Source organism: Pseudomonas sp. 86_A, from assembly GCF_017491705.1.
In the GTDB taxonomy this organism is placed as follows: domain Bacteria; phylum Pseudomonadota; class Gammaproteobacteria; order Pseudomonadales; family Pseudomonadaceae; genus Aquipseudomonas; species Aquipseudomonas koreensis.
In genome coordinates, this window is sequence record NZ_JAFGYS010000001.1 from 557,187 (window position 1) to 579,199 (window position 22,013).

Consider the following 22,013-nt stretch of genomic DNA (forward strand, 5'->3'; position numbering starts at 1 on the left):
TTGGGCGCGACCTTCGTTTGCACCAACACCCATCTTTGCAAAAAAACGAGCGCAAAGCCCGTCGGCGGGAGGGGGATAAGTGCTTTTTCAGCTGTTTTTTTCTTGCAGCTGAATTTCTCCGAGCAACCAAGCGTCCGCCGATCGCCGTCAGTCGCCCGACTGGTGTCGAAGAGCTCACCTGCCGCTATACTGTTTGCATATACAGTATTCTTGTAAGAATGGCTTATGAACAAACAATGTGCGGGAACCGAAAACCAAGAGTCATCCGCGATAGCGCAGTGGCAAGTAATGCTGCGGGATGAAGTGGCGCTGCTGGCGATGCCTGGCGCCCATCACAAAGCACTACTCAGGCAAGCCCATGTTCTGCACCAGGATCATGTAATTGATAGTGATCACCTCAGTGATTTGTTGGAGTTAGCGGACGCGGCGCTTGCCTACGCCGTCGAGTCTTTGCTCGACCTCAAAGCTGACGAATAGGGGGAACCATGCGCGTATTGGTCACGCCTATGCGGTTACGTGGTGTCGCGCTGGATGCGAAAGAGCGGCGCCGCTATCCGGCGGTTAGAGGCAACGTCATGGTCAATTCCACGATGTGCCATGAGTTAGGCCGGGCAGCCAACGTTGCTCGTGTTGAGGTGGGAATGCCGCTCGATCCTGATCCTTTACCACCCTTGCTTGACGCCACATTAGCGGGTATGGCAGTAACAGGATTTGTTCTGAGCGGAATCGAGTACATTGATGGTTGTGCCTACGCGCAATCATGGTGGTGCCGTGAAGAGTAAAGTATGTGATTTAAATACTGAAACCTGTAATTTAATAGCCCAGCAAGTTTTTTAGCTTAAATGACCACCGTGAATACTCGGCAAGGGAGGAATATGGATATTGAAAGCTTCAACCAGTGTTTGGGATATTTGCAGGTGTCAATGCAAGGGAAAGGGATTTTAGACAAAGCGCTTCCTATACTCGGCACACTAGTAGGTACCGTTTTTGGTTTTGCTTTAAATTATTTTGCGGGACGTGGCAAAGAAAATAACGCAGCAAAAAACAAGCTCATGTGTATCGAAGAAGATGTCATGGCGATTGAGCACTCGCTGGATGAATTGAATAAAGAGGCTTTACGGATGATTAGCCTTATCGTCCAAAAAACTCCTGCCAGGGGGAATTATCTTCCATTGAGCATAAGTGCTTTATGCTTGGAGTCTTACTTTATTGATGTGGCTCACAAATATAGCCGCCAGCAAAGATACTGGATTCAATTGTTAATTTCACGACTAGAGGAAATAAGTGGCGCTCTGGTAGTGATAAAGGATTTCAAAGGACCAATGTATACGCGCTCCATTAACTTGTTGAACCTCATAGGTTTGGCAGTAAATTGTTCTAGGTTTTGCAAGATGATAATGCAAGACAAGATTTTAGAAGACGAGGGTGTTGTAAGTTGGTTACGCGTGATGGATGTCTCAGAAGAGTATCTTGATGCGTACAGTCGTGCTTTTGAGAATGCCGCAGTTCACAATGCCACTTTAGAGCTTTAATGTGATTGCTTTTACTATGTCACCTTTTTGTTTTGAAGTTTCGGCGTTTAATAAAAATGCCGACGAATTCGATGGTGGCGGTGTTGGGCCGTGCGTATGTGCGGCCAGATGTAGGTTCATCTGCTCTACCAAGTCGAGCAGATCGCACACTACTTGAAACAGGTTCACGCCTTCTGAGCCGATCCAGCTTTCAGGTGCCTGTAGGCGCTGCCCTTTGCTGGCCACACTTCGCCGCAAGCCTTCAATCCGCTCATGCATATCGCCACCCACTGTGGCGTTATGCTTCTGACCCACAACCAAGTTCAGATCCCGGCCAGTCGCCTGGTGCAGATCGTCCACCGACGCCAGGCTCGCGGATCCACCCGACATCAGCTTGAGCGCGCCCAGCGCCTCGATCTTTTTCACACCACCCACAGTCTCGGTCGAGTGGTCATCAATCGTCTGCGTGTGGCTCTGGAACTGCTCGCGGTTGTCCAAAGCTTCAACCTCGCGTTCGATGGCCTGATCCCGGATCTTGCCGTCGGTCTGCCGCAGCCAATTGCCGTCGGCATCGACGCGCTGCTGAGCGGCGCCGCTGTGCTGCCACACCTGGTCACCTTTCGGCACCTTGGGCATGCTCAGGCCGTGCGGCAAGATCGATTGAATGTAGGGCTTATTCGGTAGGCCGTAGGCGAAACACACCACCACCCGCGTGCCTTCTTCTGGAAAGGCGTAGATTCCCATCTCATCGCCACCGGTGGGCAGCGGCAGCGGAACGCCGGTCAGCGGCGGAATGGCTGCATCTGGCTCGTCATCGGCGCCGAGTACCACAATGTCCACGGCGTAGCGCGGGCGGAAGTCGTCGCAGATCCCAGCATCCGCCGGCGCATCGGCCACGGCGGTGACCAGTGCGAAGCGCGGCAAGTGGTAACCGCCGGTGAGTTCGGGAAATTGGCGCTCTACAGCGCGGCGGATTGCGTCTTCCATCGGATGGCCATCTGGTCGTTGGTGAGTGTCACGGTGATGACGCGCTCGCCGTTGTTGATCGTTGCACCTGGTCGTAACCCGGGAAGGGCCGCGACCATCGCGCTTTGGTTGCCCTGGTAGCCGTCGAACAGCTCCGTTGGGATCTGCAGTGGCGCCAGGGCGCCATAAAAACTGTCGGCCCAACTGCCGGCGAACACTTCACCGTTGCCCAGTTGGTGCCAAGTAAAGTCGGGGATGCTGAATACTCGGGCGAGGCTGTCCATTGCCTGGTAACCGGCAGCAAGGCTGTAGAAGTACGGCGCTTTTATGCCGGCATAAGGGCGCTTGGGAACGCGAAAGCGTAAACCGGTTCGCTCGCTGACCTCGACCAGTACGGCGCGCAGATCAACGTGACGCAGGTTCAACGGCAGCGGGTTGGCCAGTACAGCGGCCAACTCGCGGCAGAACAGCACCTGCTCCACCGCGTTGGCGGCGGTGCAGCGCTCGACGTAGCCGATGAAGTGTCGTTGCAACGTGCGTTCGTTGTAGCCGATGTCGAGCGTTACCAGCCCTTTCAGCGGCTCCGTGGATTGCACGGTGAAGTTCGCTCGGCCGGGGCTGGTGGCGTCCAGGCGAACGTCTGCCTTAATAAGGGCGATCGGCGCGCCATTGATGGTCAGCTTCTTGTGCAGCTTCACTTCTGCTCACTCCCACCCAGCCACTTATCCACACGTCCCAGCACTTTTTCGAAGCCGCTCAACTCGGGCTTGTCCCCTGCCCCGTCGCTCCCCTCTCCCACCGCGCCACCCGGAGCGCCTTGTGCGTTGACCTTGTTGCCGGCGCGCCGCTCTTCGACTTTTTCCGGGTTCGATTCACGCTCGCTTAGCGTGAATTGCACAAGCCAGGCTTTCAGGGTGTCCGCTTCCCGGGCGCTGACACCCTCGGAAAACTCCACCTGACGGACACCGAAGGCCTCGGCCGTGTCGTTGACGATCCGGTACAAGTGCAGCTGCCCACCGCTGGCCGTGGTTTCGGCCATGCGCAGCAGGTCCGTCAGCTGGGTTTTGTCCACAAAGGGAATCATCAGCGACACGGTCAGCGTCTTGGGCTTGAATCCCTTGTGTGCCTTGTCGGTATTGCTGGTCTGGCCGGACATATCGCCGCTTTCGATTCGCAGGTTGGCGGTCACCTTGAGGTTCTTCCCCTGAACTTTTTGCCCATCAAGCAACAGCGTCATAGGCCCACCAGTTCCTGGACAAAGCTCAGCCCTTCTTTGCTGCCGACCAGCAGCAGGCCGGCGCACTGAACCCATTCGTGGCCGGGGGCATCGCCGGCCAGCAGCTCGCGGCGCAATTCGCCGGCGTTACCTGGACCGATCAGCCGCGCCCGCATGCTGACGTCAGGGCTTCCCCCCGCCAGCAACGCTTTCAGGGCGTCCAGCTGTTGGTCGCGGCCTTTCTGTTGAGCGCCCTTGCGAGCGGCCAGCGCGGCCAGATCGCCCAGCGGCGAACTGTCGGCGACGTAGCCCTCCAACACGGCCAGTTGGCCGGCCATGGACTGCTTGGCAGCCTTGACCACTGTGCAGCGTTCCAGCGGCAGGCCTTGCCAGCGCGGCAGTGGCCCGGCGGCGGGGATCTCCCACTTTTCGCTGTCCAGTTTCATCAAGTGCTGTGCCCGGCGTTCGGTGCGGACCAGGTCGGGAATCGGCAGTAGCGCGTTGAACCGCGACAGTGCGCTGGCCAGCTGTTCTAGGCGCGTGCCCAGGAACAGAATCGATAGGGCGTATTGCGGGCCGGCGGGGCGTCCCGCGTCGGTGGCGTCCTCCAGCTTGTTGGCCAGGTGCTCGAGCGCGTTGGGTGCGGACAGAAAGCGCTGATACCCCTTTCCCTGGCCAATGCCGCTCTGAAATGGCGTCACCACCAGGCACGCCGGGGCTTGGCCCAATTGTTCGGCGATGGCCTCCCGACCCGCTGCAATCGCGCCCTTTGCCGCATCACCGACTGGTCCCGGGTTGGTGCTGACCAGCCCATTCAAGCCAGCCAGACGCTGGTTGGTGCTGGCCAGCTCGCCGCCGGCCAGATCCTTGGCGGCTGACAGTGCGCCCATCCACTGCGTGGCCTGCTCCGGCCAGCGCATCGTCACCGGTGCCCAGGTCATGCTGGCGGCGTCCAGTTGATCGCGTCCATCGCCTTGCTATCTTGTTCGTTGAAGGCCTTAGCCAGCGCCTGGCGCAGAGTTTCAGCGCGCAGTTGGGCTGCTTGTTTGAAATGGAACAAGTCTTGGCCGACGTCGCGGAGCTGGTCGGGGGTATGGGTCCTGAAAGCCTTGTGCTGCTCCATGTCCGTGCAGGCGATATCGGCGGACAGTCCCGAGAGGATGGAACCGGTCAAATTGATTTGATCGACCAGCTCACTGTCATAACGAAACGGCCAGCCAAGCGCGTGGGAGATGAACCCGGATTCGGTGTACTGGGCGCACGCCTGGTTGATTTCCCGTTTTTTCTGCTCGTGCAGCGCTGCCAATATCGCGGCCGTGTCGTCGGTCCAGTGGTCTTCTTTCCAGACCTGGTGCGGCTGTGGCTGCTTGAGGGTGTAACCGCTGGGCACTGGGGCGAAGCCGTCGAGCGTCAGCGGTTCCCCGGTCTTGATGTTGTACGCGGTCACGCCCTGGAAAAAGTCCAGCAGTTGCCACTTTCCATCAATCCAGCATGCGGCCTTGTGTTCAGGTTCTTCCGGAGGCGGGATTTCCACGCAGCCTGCTGGAATCAGAAAAACGTCGGGTTCCAGCTGGCAGGCCTCTGCCTCGGTCGTGCCGACGTAGCGGCCGAAGGAATTGGTTTGATAGACGACTTTTCGGTTCATACAGGCGCTCAATATTTGATGCAGACAAGAAATGCCACGTTGTCCGGACGGGACTCATTGCCCCCGTCTGCAGCAACCGTGACACCGTGAACGTGGTGGCCGTCGGCGTAGATGTTCAGGCCGTGGGTGTGTACACCGTCACCATTGATGCCGACGGCGTGGGTGTGTGCAGCGTGGGCGCTTCCGAACTCTCGCCAGAAGGCTCCGCCGGAGCTGGAACCCATCACCGACCCGGCGAGGTTGCCGCCGACGTTGATGCCTTGGTTGCCCATCAGAATTTGGGCGTTTCCTCCACCGCCTGCCTCTGCCCAGGCCGAGTGATTGTGCCAACCGGCCGCGTCGATATGTCCGCCGTGACCGTGGGCGCCTGCTCCGGCGGTTGACGCGGCGTGGGCGTGCGCGCGGTTTTGGTTGGCCTGGTCACTGCCCAGCGCACGGCCGGCATCCACGGTGCCGCCGTCGCTCCAGGCGCGGATGAACTTGCCACGCATGTCGCGCACGTTGAAGGTGTTCACGCCATCGCCGGCGCCGTAGCGGGTGCCAATCACCGCGAACAGCTTGGCGTAGGTGGTTCGGGAAATGGCGGCGCCGTTGCACTTCAGCCAGCCCGGTGGCGCGCTGGTCATATCGAACGCGGCGACCATCCCGGTCATCGAGTTGTCGACCAACTGTTGCAGTTTGTTCAGCGCGGCCGTGGTGGCAAGAATGTCGCTGCTGTTGGTTTTCGGGTCATCGCTCTTGGCGTTGGGCAGATTGCCCAGCTTCACGTCCTCTTTGGTAGTGCCCCGAGCGCGTAAGCCCGCGTAATCGCCATCACGCGCTGCAAAGTGCTCGATCAGTGGCCCGGCGATTGACTCAGGTTTACGTGCGTCCGAAAAGGCCGTTGGGGACGTGTAAAAGGCGATCGGCACACAGTAATGGCGAACGCCGGCTGCGTCGGTGTAATCGGACTTTTCTCCATAAACGACTTTCCAAGTCGCCACCCGATCGTTCAACTGTCGTTCCAGGCAGACGTCAAGCGTGATTACTCCTTCGGGAATCGCACCGGTGAATGCCCACGGCTTTGACATGAACACTCGAATGCCTTCGATGTAGGCCGTACCGGCATTCAGTTGGAACCCGTTTTCACTCTTTGCGAATGCCAGCGCGTTGCCAAAAAAACAGGCGCGGCCGTACATCTCGCGATTGCTCAGACGCTCGCGCTCATCGATGCCGGTAAGGCGCACCGTGAAGTCATGCTGCCAGGTGCTGGCATCGATCTTCACGCCGGTCAGTTGCATGGCACCGTCGAAGGCCACCAGAAAGTTGCGGGTGACGTTGTTGCCGATCTGCTGAGGTGGGATGTTCTTGCGCTTCTGTTGCAGCGGAACATAGGACACGGCGAACAGCACGCCTTCAGCGTCCTCAAGACCGACCCAGTTAAAGTCCCAGTCGCCGATATCCGACCCCAGTTGGCAGCTGTACACCACCTGGTTGGGGTTCACGAAGCCGGCGTTTTGCTCCGGGATGTCATAGACCTGAACGATCTGGCCTGCAGGTGGTTTGCCGGCGGCGCGGTCTACTGGCGTTTCCGGGTTCAGGTCGGGCACGTTGGCGAAAATGAACCGAGTGATGATCAGCGGTTTTTTCTGGCTCTGTTTCAGGGCGATTTGGCTTTCGCCGGCCAAGATAATACTAGCGCTCACGGTGCGCTCCTACAGGCTGGCAACCAGCGTTTGCTGGTCGTCGTTGAAGTCGATCAGGGCGATTTGAAGCCCCACGGGGGTGATGGTCACGAAGTCATAGCGCCGACAGGTCCGGCCGTATTGCTGGATCAGCACGCGCAGCAGCTCGGGATTCAGCGATAGCTGGGCGTTGCTGAATTTGAGCAACACCACGTCCCACTCCCGATCGGGCTGACGCTCCTCGATCTCGACGTAACCCACGCCGAGACGCTCGAAAATGCGCTTCAGGCCGGCGGTGCTGCCGGCATCTACGGAGTTGATAAAGGCGTATTTCACCCGCAGCCGAAACAGGGACTCCGGTTCGCCCTGAAAGCGCGTGACGTCACGTTGCCAGGCCCACAACTCAAGAATGCTCATGTGGCAGGTGTCGGGATCGATCTGCGAGTAAGGCCAGCGCAACCAGCCGCTGACGGTTTCCCACCACGCCTGTGCAGCGGCGACCAGCTTCGAAAGCTCGGTACCGCCGAGCCAGAACGGCAGTTTGAGTTTGGTCATTGCAGATTCACCTTCACCGAGGAAAGGCGCGGGATGTCCAGACCGCTGATGATGTCCACCCCGGGGGCAAACCGAAGCGATGCGATGTCGGCAAACTGCTGGTGAAGTTCCTCCGCCAGCCGGCTGAAGCTGAAACGCGACTGGGGATAAGTCAGCGTGGGCTGATAATCACGCGGGGTGCTTTCCCGAAACGCTGCCCGGATGAACAACTCGACCTCAATTTTCAGCGTGTTGATCTGTTCCGTACTCAGGTTCGGTTGGGGCCAAAGGGACATAACCACACTCACCGGCACCTCCGGCATGACCATGGCCAGCAGGTCATCGCCGTGGCCGTGGTTGCCCTGGTCGCGGATGTGCGAATTGATTTGCTCCAGGTAAGTCGCCGCCGGCACGCCCGCGTCAAACAGCACATAGGCGTTGGCACTGCCCGGCCCACGTGGTGCGCCATGCTCAAAGTAAACGCCGTCCGGACGCACGCCGGGGAAAGCGGAAATCATGGCGCGATACACGGCGTCGGTGTGCCACTGGTTGACCGCCGAGAACTGGTTGCGCACGCGCAAACGCAGTTGCTCGTTTGGCTCAGGGTCCGCACCTGGTGATTCCAGCCAGCTGTCTTTGTTCACCACCTGGACAATGCCGGGAATCGGCACCGGCAGGATCGCGTAGTAACCCGGGGCGAGGTTGAAGCCGCTGCCGGCGTCGATCGCTTCCACCGGAACGTCTCGCTGGAGTTGGCCCTGTTGAAACGTCGCCGGCGCCGTGGTGACCAGTTGATAGACATTGCCGTTGATTGCGGCCGACTGCACCACAATGCCCTTTTCCAGCTCCAGCACACCGTCCGGTACCGCCCGGGTGAACAGCAACTTACCGCGGGCTTTGGTGGCGCCCTTGCGCTCGACGTTGACCGCCCACGCGAGCATGTCCAGCCAGGCGTCTACCGCCGTTTTCACAAAGAAGTTCGGCAGCACGGTCAGACACAAAAAGTCCAACAGCCACAACACCGGTTTGGTCACCAGCGCGGTCATCACCCGCCAGAACGGCGAATAGCTGCTGGTGTTGGCCACCTTGGCGCCCTGGGCTTCCACTTCCTTTTCCCACGCGGCTTTCAGCCCCGCTTCGGTGGTCGGAATGCCGGCGTCAGCGATCACCTTTTTAAAATCGACCTGACTCACAGACTTACCTCAATCGATCCGAATTTGATGGTTTTGGCAGTCACCAGGTAAACGCCTGGTTCCTGTTGAGTGATGCGCGCTGTCCCCGGTACCAGGCGTTCGTCGTTCTCCACCAACAGTTCCAGCTGCTGGATGCAGTCTCGTTGCCGCAGGCGGTCGCGCTCGGCCACCAGCACGACCAGCAGCCCGCTGTCGCGGATCATGTGGGCGATGTCCTGGGCGATGCAGGCGCGGTCATCGATCAGCAGCGGCTGGTGCGACGGATCCAGCACCAGGTCGTTGTCGACGATCCACAGATCCACGTACTCGCTCACCCGCCCACCGCCATGGCGACCATGTTTTCCATCTCCAGCGGTGTCATCGTTTTACCGGTATGGATGTTCACGTTTTCCACGTGCGTGCCCTTGTTCTGGCTGCTGTTGTTGTTCTGGATGCTGGTCAGCAAGCCACCGGGCGGTACCGCTGAAGGGCGCGCCGGCGAAAGGCTGGGGATGGCCGCGTTGATGGTCTGCTGGGCTTTCTGCGCGGCGTTGGCGGTGTCGGCGGCGTTGGTCGCAGCATCGACGCCGGGCACTTCGGGCATACCGCCGAAACGCGCCTCGATGTTCACGCCCGGGATGCTGTTCAGCAGCTCGATCACACCGTTAACGGCCTTGGTGAAAATGCCGACGATGCTGTCCCAAGTGGCCTTGGCCATGCCCGACCAGCCCCCCATGGAGTTGAACCAGTCGGACAGTTTCTGCAGCTTGTCGGCGACGAACTGGAACGCGGCGGTGTTCATCAGTGCCGCCGTCCATTCGTCCCAGTAGTAGACGGCCGCGACAATGACCGCCACCAGGGCGACGATCCCGACTACGATCCACACAATCGGGTTGGCCAAGAGCGCCGCGTTGACCAGCCAGATCGCACCCTGCCACAGCAACATGGCGCCACGAATGACCGCCAGAACGGCGCTCAGCGTGTGAATCACCACGACGTAAGCCAGGATTGCCAGTTTCTGCAGGATGAACATCGCGACAGTGCGCAGGCCCATCAATTGGAAGAGTTTCCAGACGGTCAGCATGCCCAGCCAGGTCATCCGCGCGATGCCCACCACCATGGTCAAGGCGGACATGGCGGCGACGATGCCCATGATCGACAGCGCAGTGATGCCGATCACGCGGGTGATGTTCGGGAACAGCTGTGACCAGCGCACCAGCGTTTTGCCAATGTCAACCATCTTGGCCATGAACGGCGACAGCACCGGAATCAGCACCTGACCGAACACCACGCGCATGACTTCGACCAAGGACGCCCACTGTTGCCACGGGTCAACCATCGCCCGCGCCATCTGCTCAGCGTTCTCCAGACCGCGCACCTTGCCCAACTGCTCGATGCCGTTGCGCAGCCGGTCGGTGTCCTTGGCCAGCGCGCCGATCACCTGGGCGCCTTCGCCGCCGAAAGCCTCCATCAGCCAGGCACCCGCCGAAGCACTGGTCAGATCCCCGAACTTGCCCTGGAGCTTGTCCAGGATGGACATCATCGGCAGCACCTTGCCCTGCTGGTCGGTGAACTTCATGCCGAGCTTTTCCGAGGCGGCACCGATGTTCTCGAAAAACGCCTTGTAGCGTCCGCCGGCGTCGCCGCCTTCCATGGTGCTGCTGAGCGTGCCGATCACCGCCATCTGTTCAGCCAGGTCGACGCCGGACGTCGTGGCGATCGCTCCGGCTTCCTTGAAGGCGTCTTTCATGGCAGCGCCGCTGGTGCGGAACAGCTGTACCGCCAGCGCCGTCTGACCGCCGAGCTTTTCCACCCACGCGCCCTTCCCCATCGCATCGGCTTGGGACTTCTGCAGGTTGTAGAGCGTGCCGACATACTCGCCCATCGTTTCGGCGTCGGTTTTGGTGGCCTTGGCCAACAGGTTGCTGGTGTTGGTGAACGTGGCCAGTTGGTTGCCGGCAAGCCCCTTGATGGCGCCCTCGATCAGGTACGCGGACGCCACAAAGTCCTTGGCGTTCTCCCCGTAGTTCACGGCGAATTCCAGCGACTTGGCATTGAGCGCCGACAGCGCGCCCTCAGCCACGCCCAACGAGCGCACGTCGCCCAGGGCACGATTGACCTCCAGCGCCGGTTCCATGGATTCGCGAATGGCGACCACGCCCGCCGTCAGACCGCCCAAGCCCAAGCCGATCGTCTTGATGTGCTTTTCGCTTTGATCGGAAAGCTCTGCAAAACCCATTTTCACCTTGCCCAGGGGCGCGGTGACCTTGTCCTGCAAGCTGAGAATGAAAGCCAGGCTGGCGCTACGGTCTGCCAATGTCGTTACCCGTTCAGCGCAAGGGCGATGCCGTTAGCCACGGCAAACTCCATGCGTCTCCAGTATTCGTCCTCCAGCCACCTGGCCGTCCCCATCGCCTCGGGCGTGGGTTCGGCACCAGGTACCCAGCGGTTTGTCAGGGCCATCAACTGGCCCAAGCCGTTTTCGCTTAGGCGCTCAGCGTGCTCGAGCGCTTTTTTACGATCACCTCAACATTCGGCGCGTATTCCTCCAGCAGCGCGCCGGCGATCTGCATCACCATCACCGGGTTGGCCAGCAGCGGTTTCAGGACGGCTTTCTGTTCCTGTAGCACGGTGGTCATCAGCAGGTTGTTGCCCGGGGCGACCTTGTTGGTTTGGGTCAGGGCGTTGAAATACTTGGTGACGTCAGCCGGGGTCAGGTTGAAGGTGAATTCCGCTTCGCCGACTTCCAGGGTGATTTCGGTGTTTTGTTGGCTCATGGGTTTTTTCTCTCGTTGAGGTTGGGAAAAGTGGTGCCCTGGTGCGCCGGCGATCGTCGGCACACGCCGAGGGCGTATTGCTGGAGTCCGAGAACCATTTGCTGGGTCAGGGCAAGTTCATCTCGGAGGGTGAAATAATCCGGTCGAGCGTCTGCTGCGAGTTCGGCGGTGCCTGCATCAGCCACGCGGGCGGTGCCGGCGGTGGCGGACACAGATCCGGAGGCGGGACAGGTGGCGCGGACGTGCAACCGGGCAGTGCCATCGCCAACAGCGAGGCGCAGGCGTTCGTTTTCAGTGCGTGCATCGGTCAATTCCTCGGTGTTTCGTTGGTCGATCGCGTTCCGCTCGGCAAGCATCTCGCCGCTGATGCGGGCCGCTTGGCGCAGGCCGACCACCTCAGCGTTCAGGCCTCGCACGTCTTCCAGCGCTTCGTCGCGTTGATCCACCACGCGGATAAACCAATACATGGGCACCAGTGCGGTAATCAGAATCGCGATCAGCGCGGCCTTGAAAGGTGAAATGGTCACTTCAGACAAACTCCCATCTCGGCCAAGCGGCGGTTGTGCAGCCCTGGAACAAAGCGTTTCTGGCCATTGGCGTCAGTCACAAAGGCCCACACGGGGGTCTTGCCGTCTGGCGCCCAGGCCAAGGCCTTACAGCCCTCGGCAATGTGACCGGCGTTGATAAGCGCGACTGCTCGACTGGCACAGGTGCTGGTCACGCCGAAGTTGTGGGCGTGACTGGTCAGTGCGTCGAAGGGGTTCTGGCCCACGTTCAGGTTGGTGATGCAATCGGCCAGCTCCAGCTGCGTTTTGCGGATCACCAACTGCTCCACCTCGGCGCACTTGGCGGGCGGCCAGTAGTCGCCGACCACGACCGGGTACGGGCTGGTAAACCAGGTGATGCCTTTGCAAACCGTAGGCAGGCCACCGGCGAGCTTGTCCGCGTAAACGGTGTTCTGGCCGTTGCCTTCCCAGGTGCCCAAAAAGACCACCAGCGGAGCGCTGGCCAGCGCGATCAAGCCGGCCTGAATCCGACCACGCAGGCTCATGGAAACCACACTCGCAGCAGCGCCGGCACCACCATCTGCAGCACGGCGCCAACCAGCGTCAGGATGGTCAGCAAGCGGCCGACTTTGGCGCCGATGTCGTTCACCGCGACCGTCAGGGTTTGCTGCCCGGCGTTGAGTTCCGACAGCTGGCCCGCCATGTGTTCGAAACCCTGCTCCAGCTTGGTGACGCGGGTCGGGACGGTTTCGTGGCGGTCTTCCAGCTCGCCCAGCCGGTGTTCGAAGACAGCGAACTTTTGCTCCAGCACTCCAAGGCGCACGGCGTCAGTGGTCATCAGCGTTTACTCTTCTCAAAGTCCGTCTGGCACGGGACGCACCGCGTCTTGCCGCCCAGCGCCTGGCGCGCCGGCGGGATCTCTTTGTCGCATTCCAGGCAATGGGTCAGGCTTGGCCCGACCGGCAAAGGCTTGAGCAGCTGGGCCTTGATCGCGTGGTCACGTTGGCGCTGCTCCAGCTCCTGGGCGCGGTCGAACCAGTCCACCATCAGCGAATACCTTCAATCTCAGCGGCAGCGAGGTACGGCACACCGTTGATGTGGATGAAATCCGGACTGGTGACGTCGAACGGCACCTTGTGCTTGGTCTTTTCGCCGCCCTTCGGATCGATTGCCAGTAGGCTGGAGACCTTCACCTTGCAGCCGAAAGCCTCCACGCGCAGTTCCTCATCACCGCCTGCTTTGGCGAAGAACACCGCGTCAAACGGCTTGAGTTCGCGAAAGCTACCGGCCGAGCGCGCCGCGTCGATCAGCAGTTGAAAGTTGGCGCTATCCAGCTCCAGTTCGCCGGCGGCGGCGACGTCGCCTTCCACATAGCCGTCCGGCACGCCCCGGGTTTGGGCTACGGCCGAGTTGTCGGTGATGTCCAGGGTGCAGTTCTCGACGTGCAGTGCGATGTCGCCCAGGCTCACGTCAAAGTTCTTGCCGCCAATTTTTGCCATGGGGCGTTACTCCGTTTTGTCGGTGGAAAGATCCAGGGCGATGTTCGCCGTCAGGTCTTTCGGGCAGTTGAGGGGTTTGAGCTTGAAGTAGGCGACCACCTTGGTTTTGCTCAACCAGGTCAGCACCAGGTCGCCGTCCTTCGGCGGCTCGATGTCGCCGGGGAATACCTGGCCAGCGAACGTGACGGACTTGGCCATGGCGCGCAGCGGCGCCATCAATTGGTTGGTGTTCACCGCCATGCTGTTGGGCGTGTTGTTCAAGCGGCGATCGGCCACGCGGCGGATCAACAGCGCCCGGATCTGGCGAGCGGCCTTGTCGGTGATGCGCAGATATTCCACGACCTGAAAGTCACTGCCGGGGGTGTCCAGCATGTTGCCGTCACCCCAGTACACGCCCTGATAATCGGGATAGGTCTGCGAAACCGAATAGCGCGCTCGATCCAGTTCGGAACGCACGGCCGAGGGCAGCGGGATCTTGTCGCCGTCCACCGGCACCGGGCCAAGGCCTTGCACAGCACCGGTGGCCACACGCATGGGACTGTCGGCGATGCTGACGGAAGCGTTTGCCAAGCGACCAGCGAGAACGCCCAGGTCATTGCCGTGTAGTTGCGGAACGACCAGGACACGCGGCGCCGCCAGGTTGGCCAGCAGCGCTTTACGCTCACTCACGTACTGCGCCCAGGTCTGGTCGGCCGTGATGCCGGCAGCGCATGCCATCACAAAGACGCGACGGCCATAGGTGTTACTCAGCGAGATTGCGGCGTCATGCATCGCCGACACTTCGGCCGGTGCGGTGACAGGTTTGGTGATAACCACAGCCTCGACGGAAAATCCCTGTTGCTGGGCCTTCTCCAGTGCGCTGGACCAGTCGCCCTCGGCGGCGATCGGAGCCACCACGCACGCCCAGCGCTGACCGCCGTTGAGGCGGGCGGCGGTGATTTGGGTTTTCAGGTCGCTGGCCGGCACGCCCAGGGTGGCGTCCAGATCGCTGTCAGTGTTCAGGGGGACGAACTGGCCGACGTTCTTGCCGGCCGGGCCGATGAAAAGAAAGTAACGCTCAATCTCAGTCACCGGACCTTGGCCCAGATTGAGATTGTCGACGGTGACTTGACCGAGTGCCATGCAGTGCCTCGTTAGCGGGGTGAAGTTAGGATTTGTTGCATCACCTGGTTAATCAGGTGATTGGTTTCACGCTCAGTTTCGGCGCCGATGAACTGGCGTTTCGGCAAGGTGATTTCCCAGCTCTGCGCGCCGGAAGTTTCCCCGCGCTGGTCATCCAGAATGCGGATCAACAGCCCCGCCTGGGCGTAGTTCACGTGTTCTTGAATCCACGCCACAGACGGCCGGGTCAGCGTCTTTTTCCCCGCCTGGCGCACACGGAAGCCCAACCGGCGCAGACGCTTTGCCTGTTTGTCGGTCGCAGCCAGGCCCGGAGGGGTCTTGTTCCAGCGGCGCATCTGCGCGGCCGTGCGGCGCTCGCTGGCACCGTTGTGTTGCTGGGCAGCAACCCATCGGGTCAGGGCGTTTTTCCAGCCCAGTTCCGCTTCGTCAGGGGTCACGCGGGTGACCACCATCAACTTGGCCAGGCCGGCTTCCATTTTCTTTTTGCCCTTGCCGTCGCTCTTGCGCGGGGCGAACGGCGAGCCGTCCAGGTTTCGCTGTTCACGCACACGCTTGCGGCTCATCGTCCGCACGCGCTTGGTAACCTGGTTCAACAACCGGCGGCGCAGTAGCGGCGGCAGGCTCAACAAGGCCAGTTGCTCGCGCACGCCAAGGCGACCGCGCACGTCGAGTTCGAAAGTGCTACGGCCGGCCATCGGTGGCCACCTCGCCGCGCTCGGCTATCCACAGATCAAAGGGAACAAACGCCCAAGTCTTGCCGAAGGCCTCGATCTCGCCTGCAAGGTCTTCGGACAGGTACTGCGGCTCGACGAATTCCAGCGTGACTTCCACGTCGAACAGATCGTTGTCCAACGGCTCCACGGCGAATTCCGGCGCAGGCAGTTCATGGCGGTCGCGATCTACGTCGTGGTTTTCCAGCCAGCTGCCGACCAGGGCCATCAGGCGCGCCGGATGGTCGGCGAAGCGCTCGAGCACAAGCGCGGCGCGATAGTGCATATCGGCGAAGTGCATGCCGCCGACGTCGGGTTTCCAGATCAGCGAAAGCTTTACCTGCTCGGTGAAGCTGTCGAGCTGCTCAGGCGCGACCAGGCGGCGCTGCATCAGGTAGGCGGTCAATGCCTGCAGCTTGGTCATAGCAACTTCGCCGTGATGCGGCCACGGCCCTGCAGGGCGCGCACAGCCTGCTGACTGAATGCCAGAAACGTGTCTTCACGCTCCGGCGCTTCCTTGCCGGTGTTCTCGGCACTCTCGCGCCGGGTCACGGTGGCGAACTGCTGCAGGGCGCTGGCCTTGGCGCGGCAGTAAACAGCGCGCTTGTAGAGCTTGGCCTTGAACGCACGTTCAGGCAGCAGCATCGGATCGGCTTTTTCCACGGTTGCAATGCCCGCCGCCAGCCAGCTGGCTTTGAGCTTGGCCAAGTCATCGTTGACCTCGGCCATGGCGATGCTCAGCGCGTCGGTCAGCAGGTCGCCCAGGAATTCCGCCGGCAGGCGGTAACCCTTTTGGAATTCGGACACGGAGATATCCGGCCAAAAGCCGTCGTTCTCGATGATCTGTTCCACAAAGGTGGTGGGTTTCCCGGAAAAGCTCATTGCTGACCGCTCGAATTAGGGCGGGGAGACTGTTTTTCGTGGGGCTGTCCATAAATGGCAGACACACGTCCACAGTTCCCCGCTGGGGGGGTAGTCGGTTATTGGGCGCCGTTGTTGGCGGGTGTTTGTTTGGCGATCGCCTTGCGGCATTTCGCAATGCGCGTTTCGTTTCCGGCTTTGGCGTACAGCTCAGTGGAGCGCTCCAGGTGCGTAAGCGCGGTTTCCCACTGCTCGGCCTCCATCGCGCGCATACCGATCAACTTGTGGTACTTGCTCGGGATCTGCTCGATCAGATCCCAATCACCGTCGACACGCGGCAGCAGGTTGGACAGATACGGTTCCGGGCTACGCTGGGCGTTGTATTCGGCGTATGCCCAATCGATCACTGCATCCGCGACGAAGGTCTGCACGTCGCGCCGCTTGAAGCGCTCCGGCATTTCCTGACCCTGCTCAATCGCAAAGTCCGCCAGCACCAAGCCGTCTTCGAACTGCTCGGTGTCGAACAGCCAGACCATCACCTGCACAAGGACGGGGTTCGGCATCACCAGGCCCGAATCCATGTAGCGCTGAATGAAGTCCTGGTACTTGGGCAGCAGTTCCTCACGTTTGAGTGCCTGACGCCCGGCGAGCCCCTTGATCGCGCTCAGGCGCTCCAGGTCTTGAGCCATTGCCGCTTCCTGCAGGAGCAGGTGTTTTTTGGCATTGGCCGGACTGCTCAGGGCTTCCGCCGGCGAATACGCCAGCGGTGCCGCTGCGGCAGCGATCACTGCAGCGCTTCCCAGGGCCAACGTGCGGCGCTTGTGTGCGAGAGCCAGGCTCACTTCACCAGCTCCACGTTTTCGGTCAGCGCGATCTTTTCCAACTGCTCGATCACGTAACCTTCGTTGCGGCTGTTGTAATCCTCGACGCGGGAGCGCTTCGGGTTATCCACGGTTTGCTTGCGCCAGCTGGAGTCCTGGAAATAGATCGACAGGTTGTCCCAACTGGTGACCAGCACGCCGTTGACCGGAAAGAACGGAACGCTGAAGCTCGGCAGACCGCCGTAGGTGGCGATGACCTGAGCGTCCTCAATGCGCTCTTTTTCAGTCGGTGTGTCGCCCTGTTTGGCGTACAGCTTCGCCTTGTCAGCAGCCAGCAGGTCGGTGCCGATGATCGCCACCAGGTCGCCGCCGTCGCGCAGACGCTCGTCCACCATTTGCTTGGTGTCATGCACCAGGCCGTCCAGGTTCTCGTAATCACCGCCCGGCCCCATGGTGACCTTGCCAGTTGCCTTGCCTTCCTTGAGTACCTGCTGCGGCGCCTGCTCGCGCAGCTGCTGCAGCCAGCCTTTGTTCACGTCCTGCAGCATCGGGTAGGCTTCGATGTCGGTCTGCGCAGCCGCTTTCACACCGTGGAAACCGACCATGATGCGGTCCAGGGCGATCTGTTTCTGCACGGCGGCGGAGTAGCGTTGATGGAAGTCCGGGAACTTGGCCCAGGCATCAATCTTCGCGTAGGGCAGACCCACGTCCGATTCGGTCGACGAAAGCTCATAGGTGCTGTTCTCCAGCGCCGAGGCGTCTTTCGCCACGCGATCGGTGGTCTTGGTGTTGGTGCGGCCAGTCACCGGGCCGGACACGCCAATAAACACTTTCTCGCCCTTGATCTCGGTCACCGGAATGACGTTGATGCGTTGCAGGAAGTCCGCTTTGGCGGTAATGGCGTCGTTCAGCTCCTGGGCGATCGACGGTTCAACGGAGAACATCTTGCTGGCCAGCTCGACACCGTAGGTCTCGGCGATCGCCAGCTGCATTTCGGCGTACATCTTGGCGCCGTAGGCGCTCAGGGAACGGGCCATGGTCAGAGCACCCGCGCTTTGGTTTTGTCAGTCGGGCCGGAATTACGCGGCAACTGACGTCCGGTCGGTGTGTTCTGCAGCGCAGTGAATTGCTTCTGCAGGCCGGCCAACGCAGCCAGCACAGCCTTGTTGCCGCCGCCGTTGCGTTTGAATTCGCGCTCTTCTTCGGCAGTCGTGACAATCTCGTCCACAGCCGCGCTGACGTCATCGATCGGGGCTTGATCGGGTTCCGGTGCGTCTTCGGCTGCAGGCTCGATCACGGCCTGAATGCCGGCAGCGACGACCAGCAGCTGGGCCAGCAGGGCTTTCAAGGCCGTTGCGGTAGCTTCATCCATTGGGGGGTTGCTCTCGGTTAGGGTTTGCGGGGTGGTTTCGGTGGGCGTGTCTTCAATGCCGAAACGCTTGAACAGGCGGGTGAACATGGCGGCAAGACGCCCGATCTCGCCCTGCGGCTCGCTTTCGCGCAGGGGGCCGAGTTCTTGCGAGGCGGCGTAGTACGCGGCGCGGCTGGTGCGATTGGAGAAATACAGCTCTTGCGTGCCAAGACTCGCCGGCGCATCAGTCACCGCCAAGCCAGTCAGATAGGCCTTTCCGCTGCCGGCGAAATTCGGGGTGATTTCAATGCTGCTGAACAGCTTCTGGCCCTGGTCGTTGAGGTACAGAAGGCGATCATTCGGTTTCAGCTGAGCTTCCAGCGCGATTTGGCCAGGCTCCAGATCCTCGCCCTCTTCAACCAAACGCACGGCGAATACGGTGCCGTGCGAGCCTGGCCAGCGTTCGTGGTCGCACCAGATCACCGCCGTGTACTTGGCAGGTGTGTAGGTCTCGGCGATGTCGCGCAGTTCCTGGGGCACGATCTCGCGGCCATCAACGGTCGGGCCGCTGGTGGCAACACGTTTCCAGTAGGAGACAAGGGAACGGGGCATGTGAATGACTGCGCTCAATCGTTGAATGAGCCGCCACGATAGGGAGCCGTTTTGCCCCAAACAAACGGTTGGTTTTCGGCGTTCTCCTATTTTCCGGATATAGGCGAATGATGGGATTTAACCCCGCGTTTCCGGCGTTTTCGCCGCATAGACTGCGGCCCATGAACTACCCGACCGAAGTCAAAGAAGCCGCAAAACGCCTCTACCTGCGCCGCTGCTCGGTGAAGGAAATCCAGGCGCATTTGAAGCTGCCAAATATCCGTATCGTTTACTACTGGATCCGCCAAGGCGGCTGGGACGAGATGCTTACGGATGAAGAACCGTTGAGCGCCGTCAACCGACGAATCACCCTGATTCTGGAGAAGATCGAGCCGCTAACGAAAGCCGAACTGGACGAACTGGAGCGGCTGACAAGCCTGCTTGAGCGACTGAAAAAGCTTGCGGCCAAACCTGCGCAGGCGGCGGCAACAGATCGTCAGGACGAGCCTCGCGAACGTCAGCCTGGTCAACGCCGCGAGCGTGGCGAGGGCGGCGGCAAGAAGCGCGAAAAGAAGACAAAGAACGACATCAGCGGCCTGACCGAAGTGGACTTCCTGGATAAGTTCATCTCAAAAATGTACGGCTACCAGAAAGAGCTGTTTGAGGCGAAACAAAACCCGCTGACACGCCGCGTCCGGAACGTCCTCAAAAGCCGACAGGTCGGCCTGACCTACTACTTCGCCGGCGAAGCGTTCATGGACGCCGTGCTGAGCGGTGACAACCAGGTGTTTCTGTCGGCCAGCCGATCGCAGTCCGAGATCTTCCGCAGCTACATCATCCAGTTCGCCCAGCAGTGGTTCGGCATTGAGCTGACCGGTAACCCGATTACCCTGAGCAACGGCGCCGAGCTGCGCTTTCTCAGCACCAACAGCAGCACCGCCCAGGGCTACCACGGCCACGTCTACGTGGACGAATATTTCTGGATTCGCGACTTCGAAAAACTCAGCACCGTGGCCAGCGCCATGGGCACCCACAAGAAGTGGCGCAAAACCTATTTCTCGACGCCCAGCGCGGTGTCGCACCAAGCGTATCCGTTCTGGTCGGGCGAAGAGTTCCGTAACAGCAAGCGCGGCAAGAAGGCCGGCGGTGTGTGGCCGAGTGAAGCGGCCTACACACAGGGCGCACTGTGTCCGGATGGCCAGTGGCGTAAGACGATCACCCTGGACGATGCGATCGCCGGCGGCTGCGATTTGTTCGACCTGGAGCAGCTGCAGCTGGAGTACGACGAGGACAAGTTTCAGCAGCTGTTCTACTGCAAGTTCATCGACAGCACCCAAAGCGCGTTCAGTCTCAAGGATCTGGAGCGCTGCTACTCGGATCTGTCGTTGTGGGAGGACTACAACCCGGATCTGGATCGTCCGTTCGGCAACAGCCCAGTCTGGCTGGGATACGACCCGAGTCGCACGCGCGACGACGCCACCTGTGTGGTCATCGCGCCCCCCCTCGAACCCGGGGCGAAGTTCCGGATTCTGGAGAAGCACAGCTGGCGCGGCCATTCGTTTACTTACCAGGCCGCGCAGGTCAAGAAGCTAACCGAGCGCTTCAACGTGCAGCACATCGGCATCGATGTCACCGGCGTGGGGTACGGCGTGTTCGACCTGGTGCGCGACTTCTACGCCAAGGCGACACCGATTCACTACAGCCTGGAAGCGAAAAACGCCCTGGTACTGAAAGCCCAGGACACGATTCAAGGCAGTCGCATCGAGTGGGACGCGGGCTGGACGGACATCGCCCAGGCGTTCTTGACCATCAAGCGCGGCGCCACCAACAGCGGCCAGATCACCTACAGCGCATCCCGTACCGAGGCCACCGGTCACGCCGACATTGCCTGGGCGGTGATGCACGCCCTGTCCAACGAACCTTTGAACACCAACAAGCGGCGTCGTAGCCGCTACGTCACGAGTAACCAGAGCAGCCATGGCCAACCGCAAACGCAGAAAGCACCACGTAGCCCAACCACAGCAGCAGCCAATGCGCTCGTTTACATTCGGGGAACCGGAGCAGGTGCTGTCCGGCAACATCGGCGAGTACGTGGGCGTGTTTCCGAGCGACGACGGCAAGATCTACAAGCCGCCAGTATCGCGGGCCGGCCTGGCGAAGCTGTTGCGCGCCAACGCTCACCACGGTGCCATTCCGAAGTTCAAGCGCAACCTGCTATTGCGTGAGTTCATCGCTTCGGCTGGCTGCAGCACGGAGACGATGGGGCGTGCCGGACTGGACTACATGGTGTTTGGCGAAGCGTACTTCTACAACGACACCAACGCATTCGGCCAGGTGCTGGAGCTGCAACACCTGCCGGCGATCAACATGCGCGTGAAGGTCGACGGCGGTTTCGTGATGCTGCTGCCCGACAACAAGGAAATGGAGTTCGAGGCGCACGAAATCTCCCACGTCCTGGACTACGACGTAGAACAGAACATTTACGGGATTCCGGATTACTTGGGAGGTCTGCAGGCGTTGCTGCTGAATGAGGCCGCTACCCTCTTCCGCCGGCGCTACTACAGCAACGGTGCGCACGCTGGCTACATCTTCTACACCAACGACCCCGACCTGACCGAAGAGGACGAAGACGAGCTGCGCGCCCAAATCAGCGCGAGCAAGGGCGTGGGCAACTTCCGATCGATGTTCGTCAACATCCCCAACGGTAAGGAAAACGCCATCCAGATCATCCCGGTGGGCGACTTCCAGGCGAAAGACGAGCTGGAGAAAGTGAAGAACATCACTCGAAACGATGTCATCGCGGCCTGGCGGATGAACCCGGCGCTGGCAGGCATCATCCCGGAAAATACCGGTGGATTCGGCGACATCGAAAAGATCGATCGCGTATACACGAGCAACGAAATCCGCCCGATCTGCCAGCTGTTTGATCAGTTGAATGACCGGCTACGCGAAGACAGGCGCTTTAGCTGGAAACCTGCACAACAGGCAGTGGAAGTCTCTACATGAAACAGTCAATGGAGCAAATACAACTACAAAATATGGCAATATGGTGGCGATCAGCTGCCCC

Annotated in this window: 28 protein-coding genes; 5 read left to right on the forward strand and 23 right to left on the reverse strand. The window is 60.5% G+C overall.

The window, feature by feature from the left end; all coding sequences use genetic code 11:
- Positions 1-225 precede the first annotated feature (225 nt).
- The 3 genes from J5M57_RS02775 (at position 226) to J5M57_RS02785 (ending at position 1,532) form a co-directional block, all read left to right on the forward strand.
- Complete coding sequence (locus tag J5M57_RS02775; protein ID WP_243435180.1) at positions 226-477, forward strand: hypothetical protein; 252 nt, start codon at positions 226-228, stop codon at positions 475-477.
- An 8-nt stretch (positions 478-485) separates the two neighbouring features.
- Positions 486-782, forward strand: coding sequence for a hypothetical protein (locus J5M57_RS02780; RefSeq protein WP_207848784.1), 297 nt, complete (start codon positions 486-488; stop codon positions 780-782).
- Between the two features lie 93 nt (positions 783-875).
- A complete protein-coding gene (locus tag J5M57_RS02785; RefSeq protein ID WP_207848783.1) occupies positions 876-1,532 on the forward strand; it encodes a hypothetical protein in 657 nt (218 codons plus the stop codon).
- Here J5M57_RS02785 and J5M57_RS02790 read toward each other — a convergent pair.
- The 23 genes from J5M57_RS02790 to J5M57_RS02900 all read right to left on the reverse strand — a co-directional run bounded on the left by J5M57_RS02790 (position 1,521) and on the right by J5M57_RS02900 (position 18,967).
- The gene (locus J5M57_RS02790; RefSeq protein WP_207848782.1) at positions 1,521-2,498 is read right to left on the reverse strand and encodes a hypothetical protein; all 978 of its coding nucleotides are present in this window, start codon (positions 2,496-2,498) and stop codon (positions 1,521-1,523) included. The two genes, J5M57_RS02785 and J5M57_RS02790, sit on opposite strands and share 12 nt — an antisense overlap.
- A complete protein-coding gene (locus J5M57_RS02795; protein WP_207848781.1) occupies positions 2,471-3,175 on the reverse strand; it encodes a hypothetical protein in 705 nt (234 codons plus the stop codon). The genes J5M57_RS02790 and J5M57_RS02795 overlap by 28 nt, the downstream gene beginning before the upstream one ends.
- A complete protein-coding gene (locus J5M57_RS02800; RefSeq protein ID WP_207848780.1) occupies positions 3,172-3,714 on the reverse strand; it encodes a DNA-binding protein in 543 nt (180 codons plus the stop codon). The genes J5M57_RS02795 and J5M57_RS02800 overlap by 4 nt, the downstream gene beginning before the upstream one ends.
- A complete protein-coding gene (locus J5M57_RS02805; RefSeq protein ID WP_207848779.1) occupies positions 3,711-4,634 on the reverse strand; it encodes a hypothetical protein in 924 nt (307 codons plus the stop codon). Before J5M57_RS02805 ends, J5M57_RS02800 begins: the two co-directional genes overlap by 4 nt.
- Entirely contained in the window at positions 4,631-5,338 is a 708-nt protein-coding gene (locus J5M57_RS02810; protein ID WP_207848778.1) for a hypothetical protein, read from the reverse strand. The genes J5M57_RS02805 and J5M57_RS02810 overlap by 4 nt, the downstream gene beginning before the upstream one ends.
- Before the next feature lie 8 nt (positions 5,339-5,346).
- Positions 5,347-7,023, reverse strand: coding sequence for a phage tail protein (locus J5M57_RS02815; RefSeq protein WP_207848777.1), 1,677 nt, complete (start codon positions 7,021-7,023; stop codon positions 5,347-5,349).
- 9 nt (positions 7,024-7,032) lie between these two features.
- Positions 7,033-7,557, reverse strand: coding sequence for a phage tail protein (locus tag J5M57_RS02820; protein WP_207848776.1), 525 nt, complete (start codon positions 7,555-7,557; stop codon positions 7,033-7,035).
- Positions 7,554-8,729: a baseplate J/gp47 family protein gene (locus tag J5M57_RS02825; protein WP_207848775.1), complete on the reverse strand. Its 1,176-nt coding sequence runs from the start codon at positions 8,727-8,729 to the stop codon at positions 7,554-7,556. The genes J5M57_RS02820 and J5M57_RS02825 overlap by 4 nt, the downstream gene beginning before the upstream one ends.
- The gene (locus J5M57_RS02830) at positions 8,726-9,043 is read right to left on the reverse strand and encodes a DUF2590 family protein (RefSeq protein WP_086794776.1); all 318 of its coding nucleotides are present in this window, start codon (positions 9,041-9,043) and stop codon (positions 8,726-8,728) included. The genes J5M57_RS02825 and J5M57_RS02830 overlap by 4 nt, the downstream gene beginning before the upstream one ends.
- On the reverse strand, positions 9,040-11,025 hold the full coding sequence (locus J5M57_RS02835; protein ID WP_207848774.1) for a phage tail tape measure protein: 1,986 nt from the start codon (positions 11,023-11,025) through the stop codon (positions 9,040-9,042). The genes J5M57_RS02830 and J5M57_RS02835 overlap by 4 nt, the downstream gene beginning before the upstream one ends.
- Before the next feature lie 169 nt (positions 11,026-11,194).
- Positions 11,195-11,485: a putative phage tail assembly chaperone gene (locus J5M57_RS02840; protein WP_207848773.1), complete on the reverse strand. Its 291-nt coding sequence runs from the start codon at positions 11,483-11,485 to the stop codon at positions 11,195-11,197.
- Complete coding sequence (locus J5M57_RS02845) at positions 11,482-12,012, reverse strand: lysis protein (protein ID WP_207848944.1); 531 nt, start codon at positions 12,010-12,012, stop codon at positions 11,482-11,484. The genes J5M57_RS02840 and J5M57_RS02845 overlap by 4 nt, the downstream gene beginning before the upstream one ends.
- Positions 12,009-12,536, reverse strand: a complete 528-nt coding sequence (locus J5M57_RS02850) for a lysozyme (RefSeq protein WP_207848772.1) — start codon at positions 12,534-12,536, stop codon at positions 12,009-12,011. Before J5M57_RS02850 ends, J5M57_RS02845 begins: the two co-directional genes overlap by 4 nt.
- The gene (locus J5M57_RS02855; RefSeq protein WP_083368429.1) at positions 12,533-12,829 is read right to left on the reverse strand and encodes a hypothetical protein; all 297 of its coding nucleotides are present in this window, start codon (positions 12,827-12,829) and stop codon (positions 12,533-12,535) included. The genes J5M57_RS02850 and J5M57_RS02855 overlap by 4 nt, the downstream gene beginning before the upstream one ends.
- The gene (locus tag J5M57_RS02860; RefSeq protein WP_207848771.1) at positions 12,829-13,038 is read right to left on the reverse strand and encodes a TraR/DksA C4-type zinc finger protein; all 210 of its coding nucleotides are present in this window, start codon (positions 13,036-13,038) and stop codon (positions 12,829-12,831) included. Before J5M57_RS02860 ends, J5M57_RS02855 begins: the two co-directional genes overlap by 1 nt.
- Positions 13,038-13,490, reverse strand: coding sequence for a phage protein (locus J5M57_RS02865; protein ID WP_207848770.1), 453 nt, complete (start codon positions 13,488-13,490; stop codon positions 13,038-13,040). Before J5M57_RS02865 ends, J5M57_RS02860 begins: the two co-directional genes overlap by 1 nt.
- Positions 13,491-13,496: 6 nt before the next feature.
- Complete coding sequence (locus J5M57_RS02870; protein WP_207848769.1) at positions 13,497-14,612, reverse strand: DUF2586 domain-containing protein; 1,116 nt, start codon at positions 14,610-14,612, stop codon at positions 13,497-13,499.
- Positions 14,613-14,623: 11 nt separating this feature from the next.
- Complete coding sequence (locus tag J5M57_RS02875; protein ID WP_207848768.1) at positions 14,624-15,307, reverse strand: phage virion morphogenesis protein; 684 nt, start codon at positions 15,305-15,307, stop codon at positions 14,624-14,626.
- The gene (locus J5M57_RS02880) at positions 15,294-15,746 is read right to left on the reverse strand and encodes a phage tail protein (protein ID WP_207848767.1); all 453 of its coding nucleotides are present in this window, start codon (positions 15,744-15,746) and stop codon (positions 15,294-15,296) included. Before J5M57_RS02880 ends, J5M57_RS02875 begins: the two co-directional genes overlap by 14 nt.
- Positions 15,743-16,204 carry a head completion/stabilization protein gene (locus J5M57_RS02885; RefSeq protein WP_207848766.1) on the reverse strand — a complete coding sequence of 154 codons (462 nt, stop codon included), beginning with the start codon at positions 16,202-16,204 and terminating at the stop codon, positions 15,743-15,745. The genes J5M57_RS02880 and J5M57_RS02885 overlap by 4 nt, the downstream gene beginning before the upstream one ends.
- Positions 16,205-16,302: 98 nt before the next feature.
- A complete protein-coding gene (gene gpM / locus J5M57_RS02890) occupies positions 16,303-17,025 on the reverse strand; it encodes a phage terminase small subunit (RefSeq protein WP_207848765.1) in 723 nt (240 codons plus the stop codon).
- Positions 17,022-18,041 (reverse strand): phage major capsid protein, P2 family, encoded by a 1,020-nt coding sequence (locus J5M57_RS02895; RefSeq protein WP_207848764.1) that lies wholly within the window; start codon positions 18,039-18,041, stop codon positions 17,022-17,024. The genes gpM and J5M57_RS02895 overlap by 4 nt, the downstream gene beginning before the upstream one ends.
- A gap of 2 nt (positions 18,042-18,043) precedes the next feature.
- The gene (locus J5M57_RS02900) at positions 18,044-18,967 is read right to left on the reverse strand and encodes a GPO family capsid scaffolding protein (protein ID WP_207848763.1); all 924 of its coding nucleotides are present in this window, start codon (positions 18,965-18,967) and stop codon (positions 18,044-18,046) included.
- 161 nt (positions 18,968-19,128) lie between these two features.
- Between J5M57_RS02900 and J5M57_RS02905 the strand changes: the two genes are divergently transcribed.
- Positions 19,129-21,171, forward strand: a complete 2,043-nt coding sequence (locus J5M57_RS02905; RefSeq protein ID WP_207848762.1) for a terminase family protein — start codon at positions 19,129-19,131, stop codon at positions 21,169-21,171.
- Positions 21,110-21,952, forward strand: coding sequence for a phage portal protein (locus tag J5M57_RS02910; protein ID WP_243435178.1), 843 nt, complete (start codon positions 21,110-21,112; stop codon positions 21,950-21,952). The genes J5M57_RS02905 and J5M57_RS02910 overlap by 62 nt, the downstream gene beginning before the upstream one ends.
- The last annotated feature ends 61 nt before the right edge of the window (positions 21,953-22,013 follow it).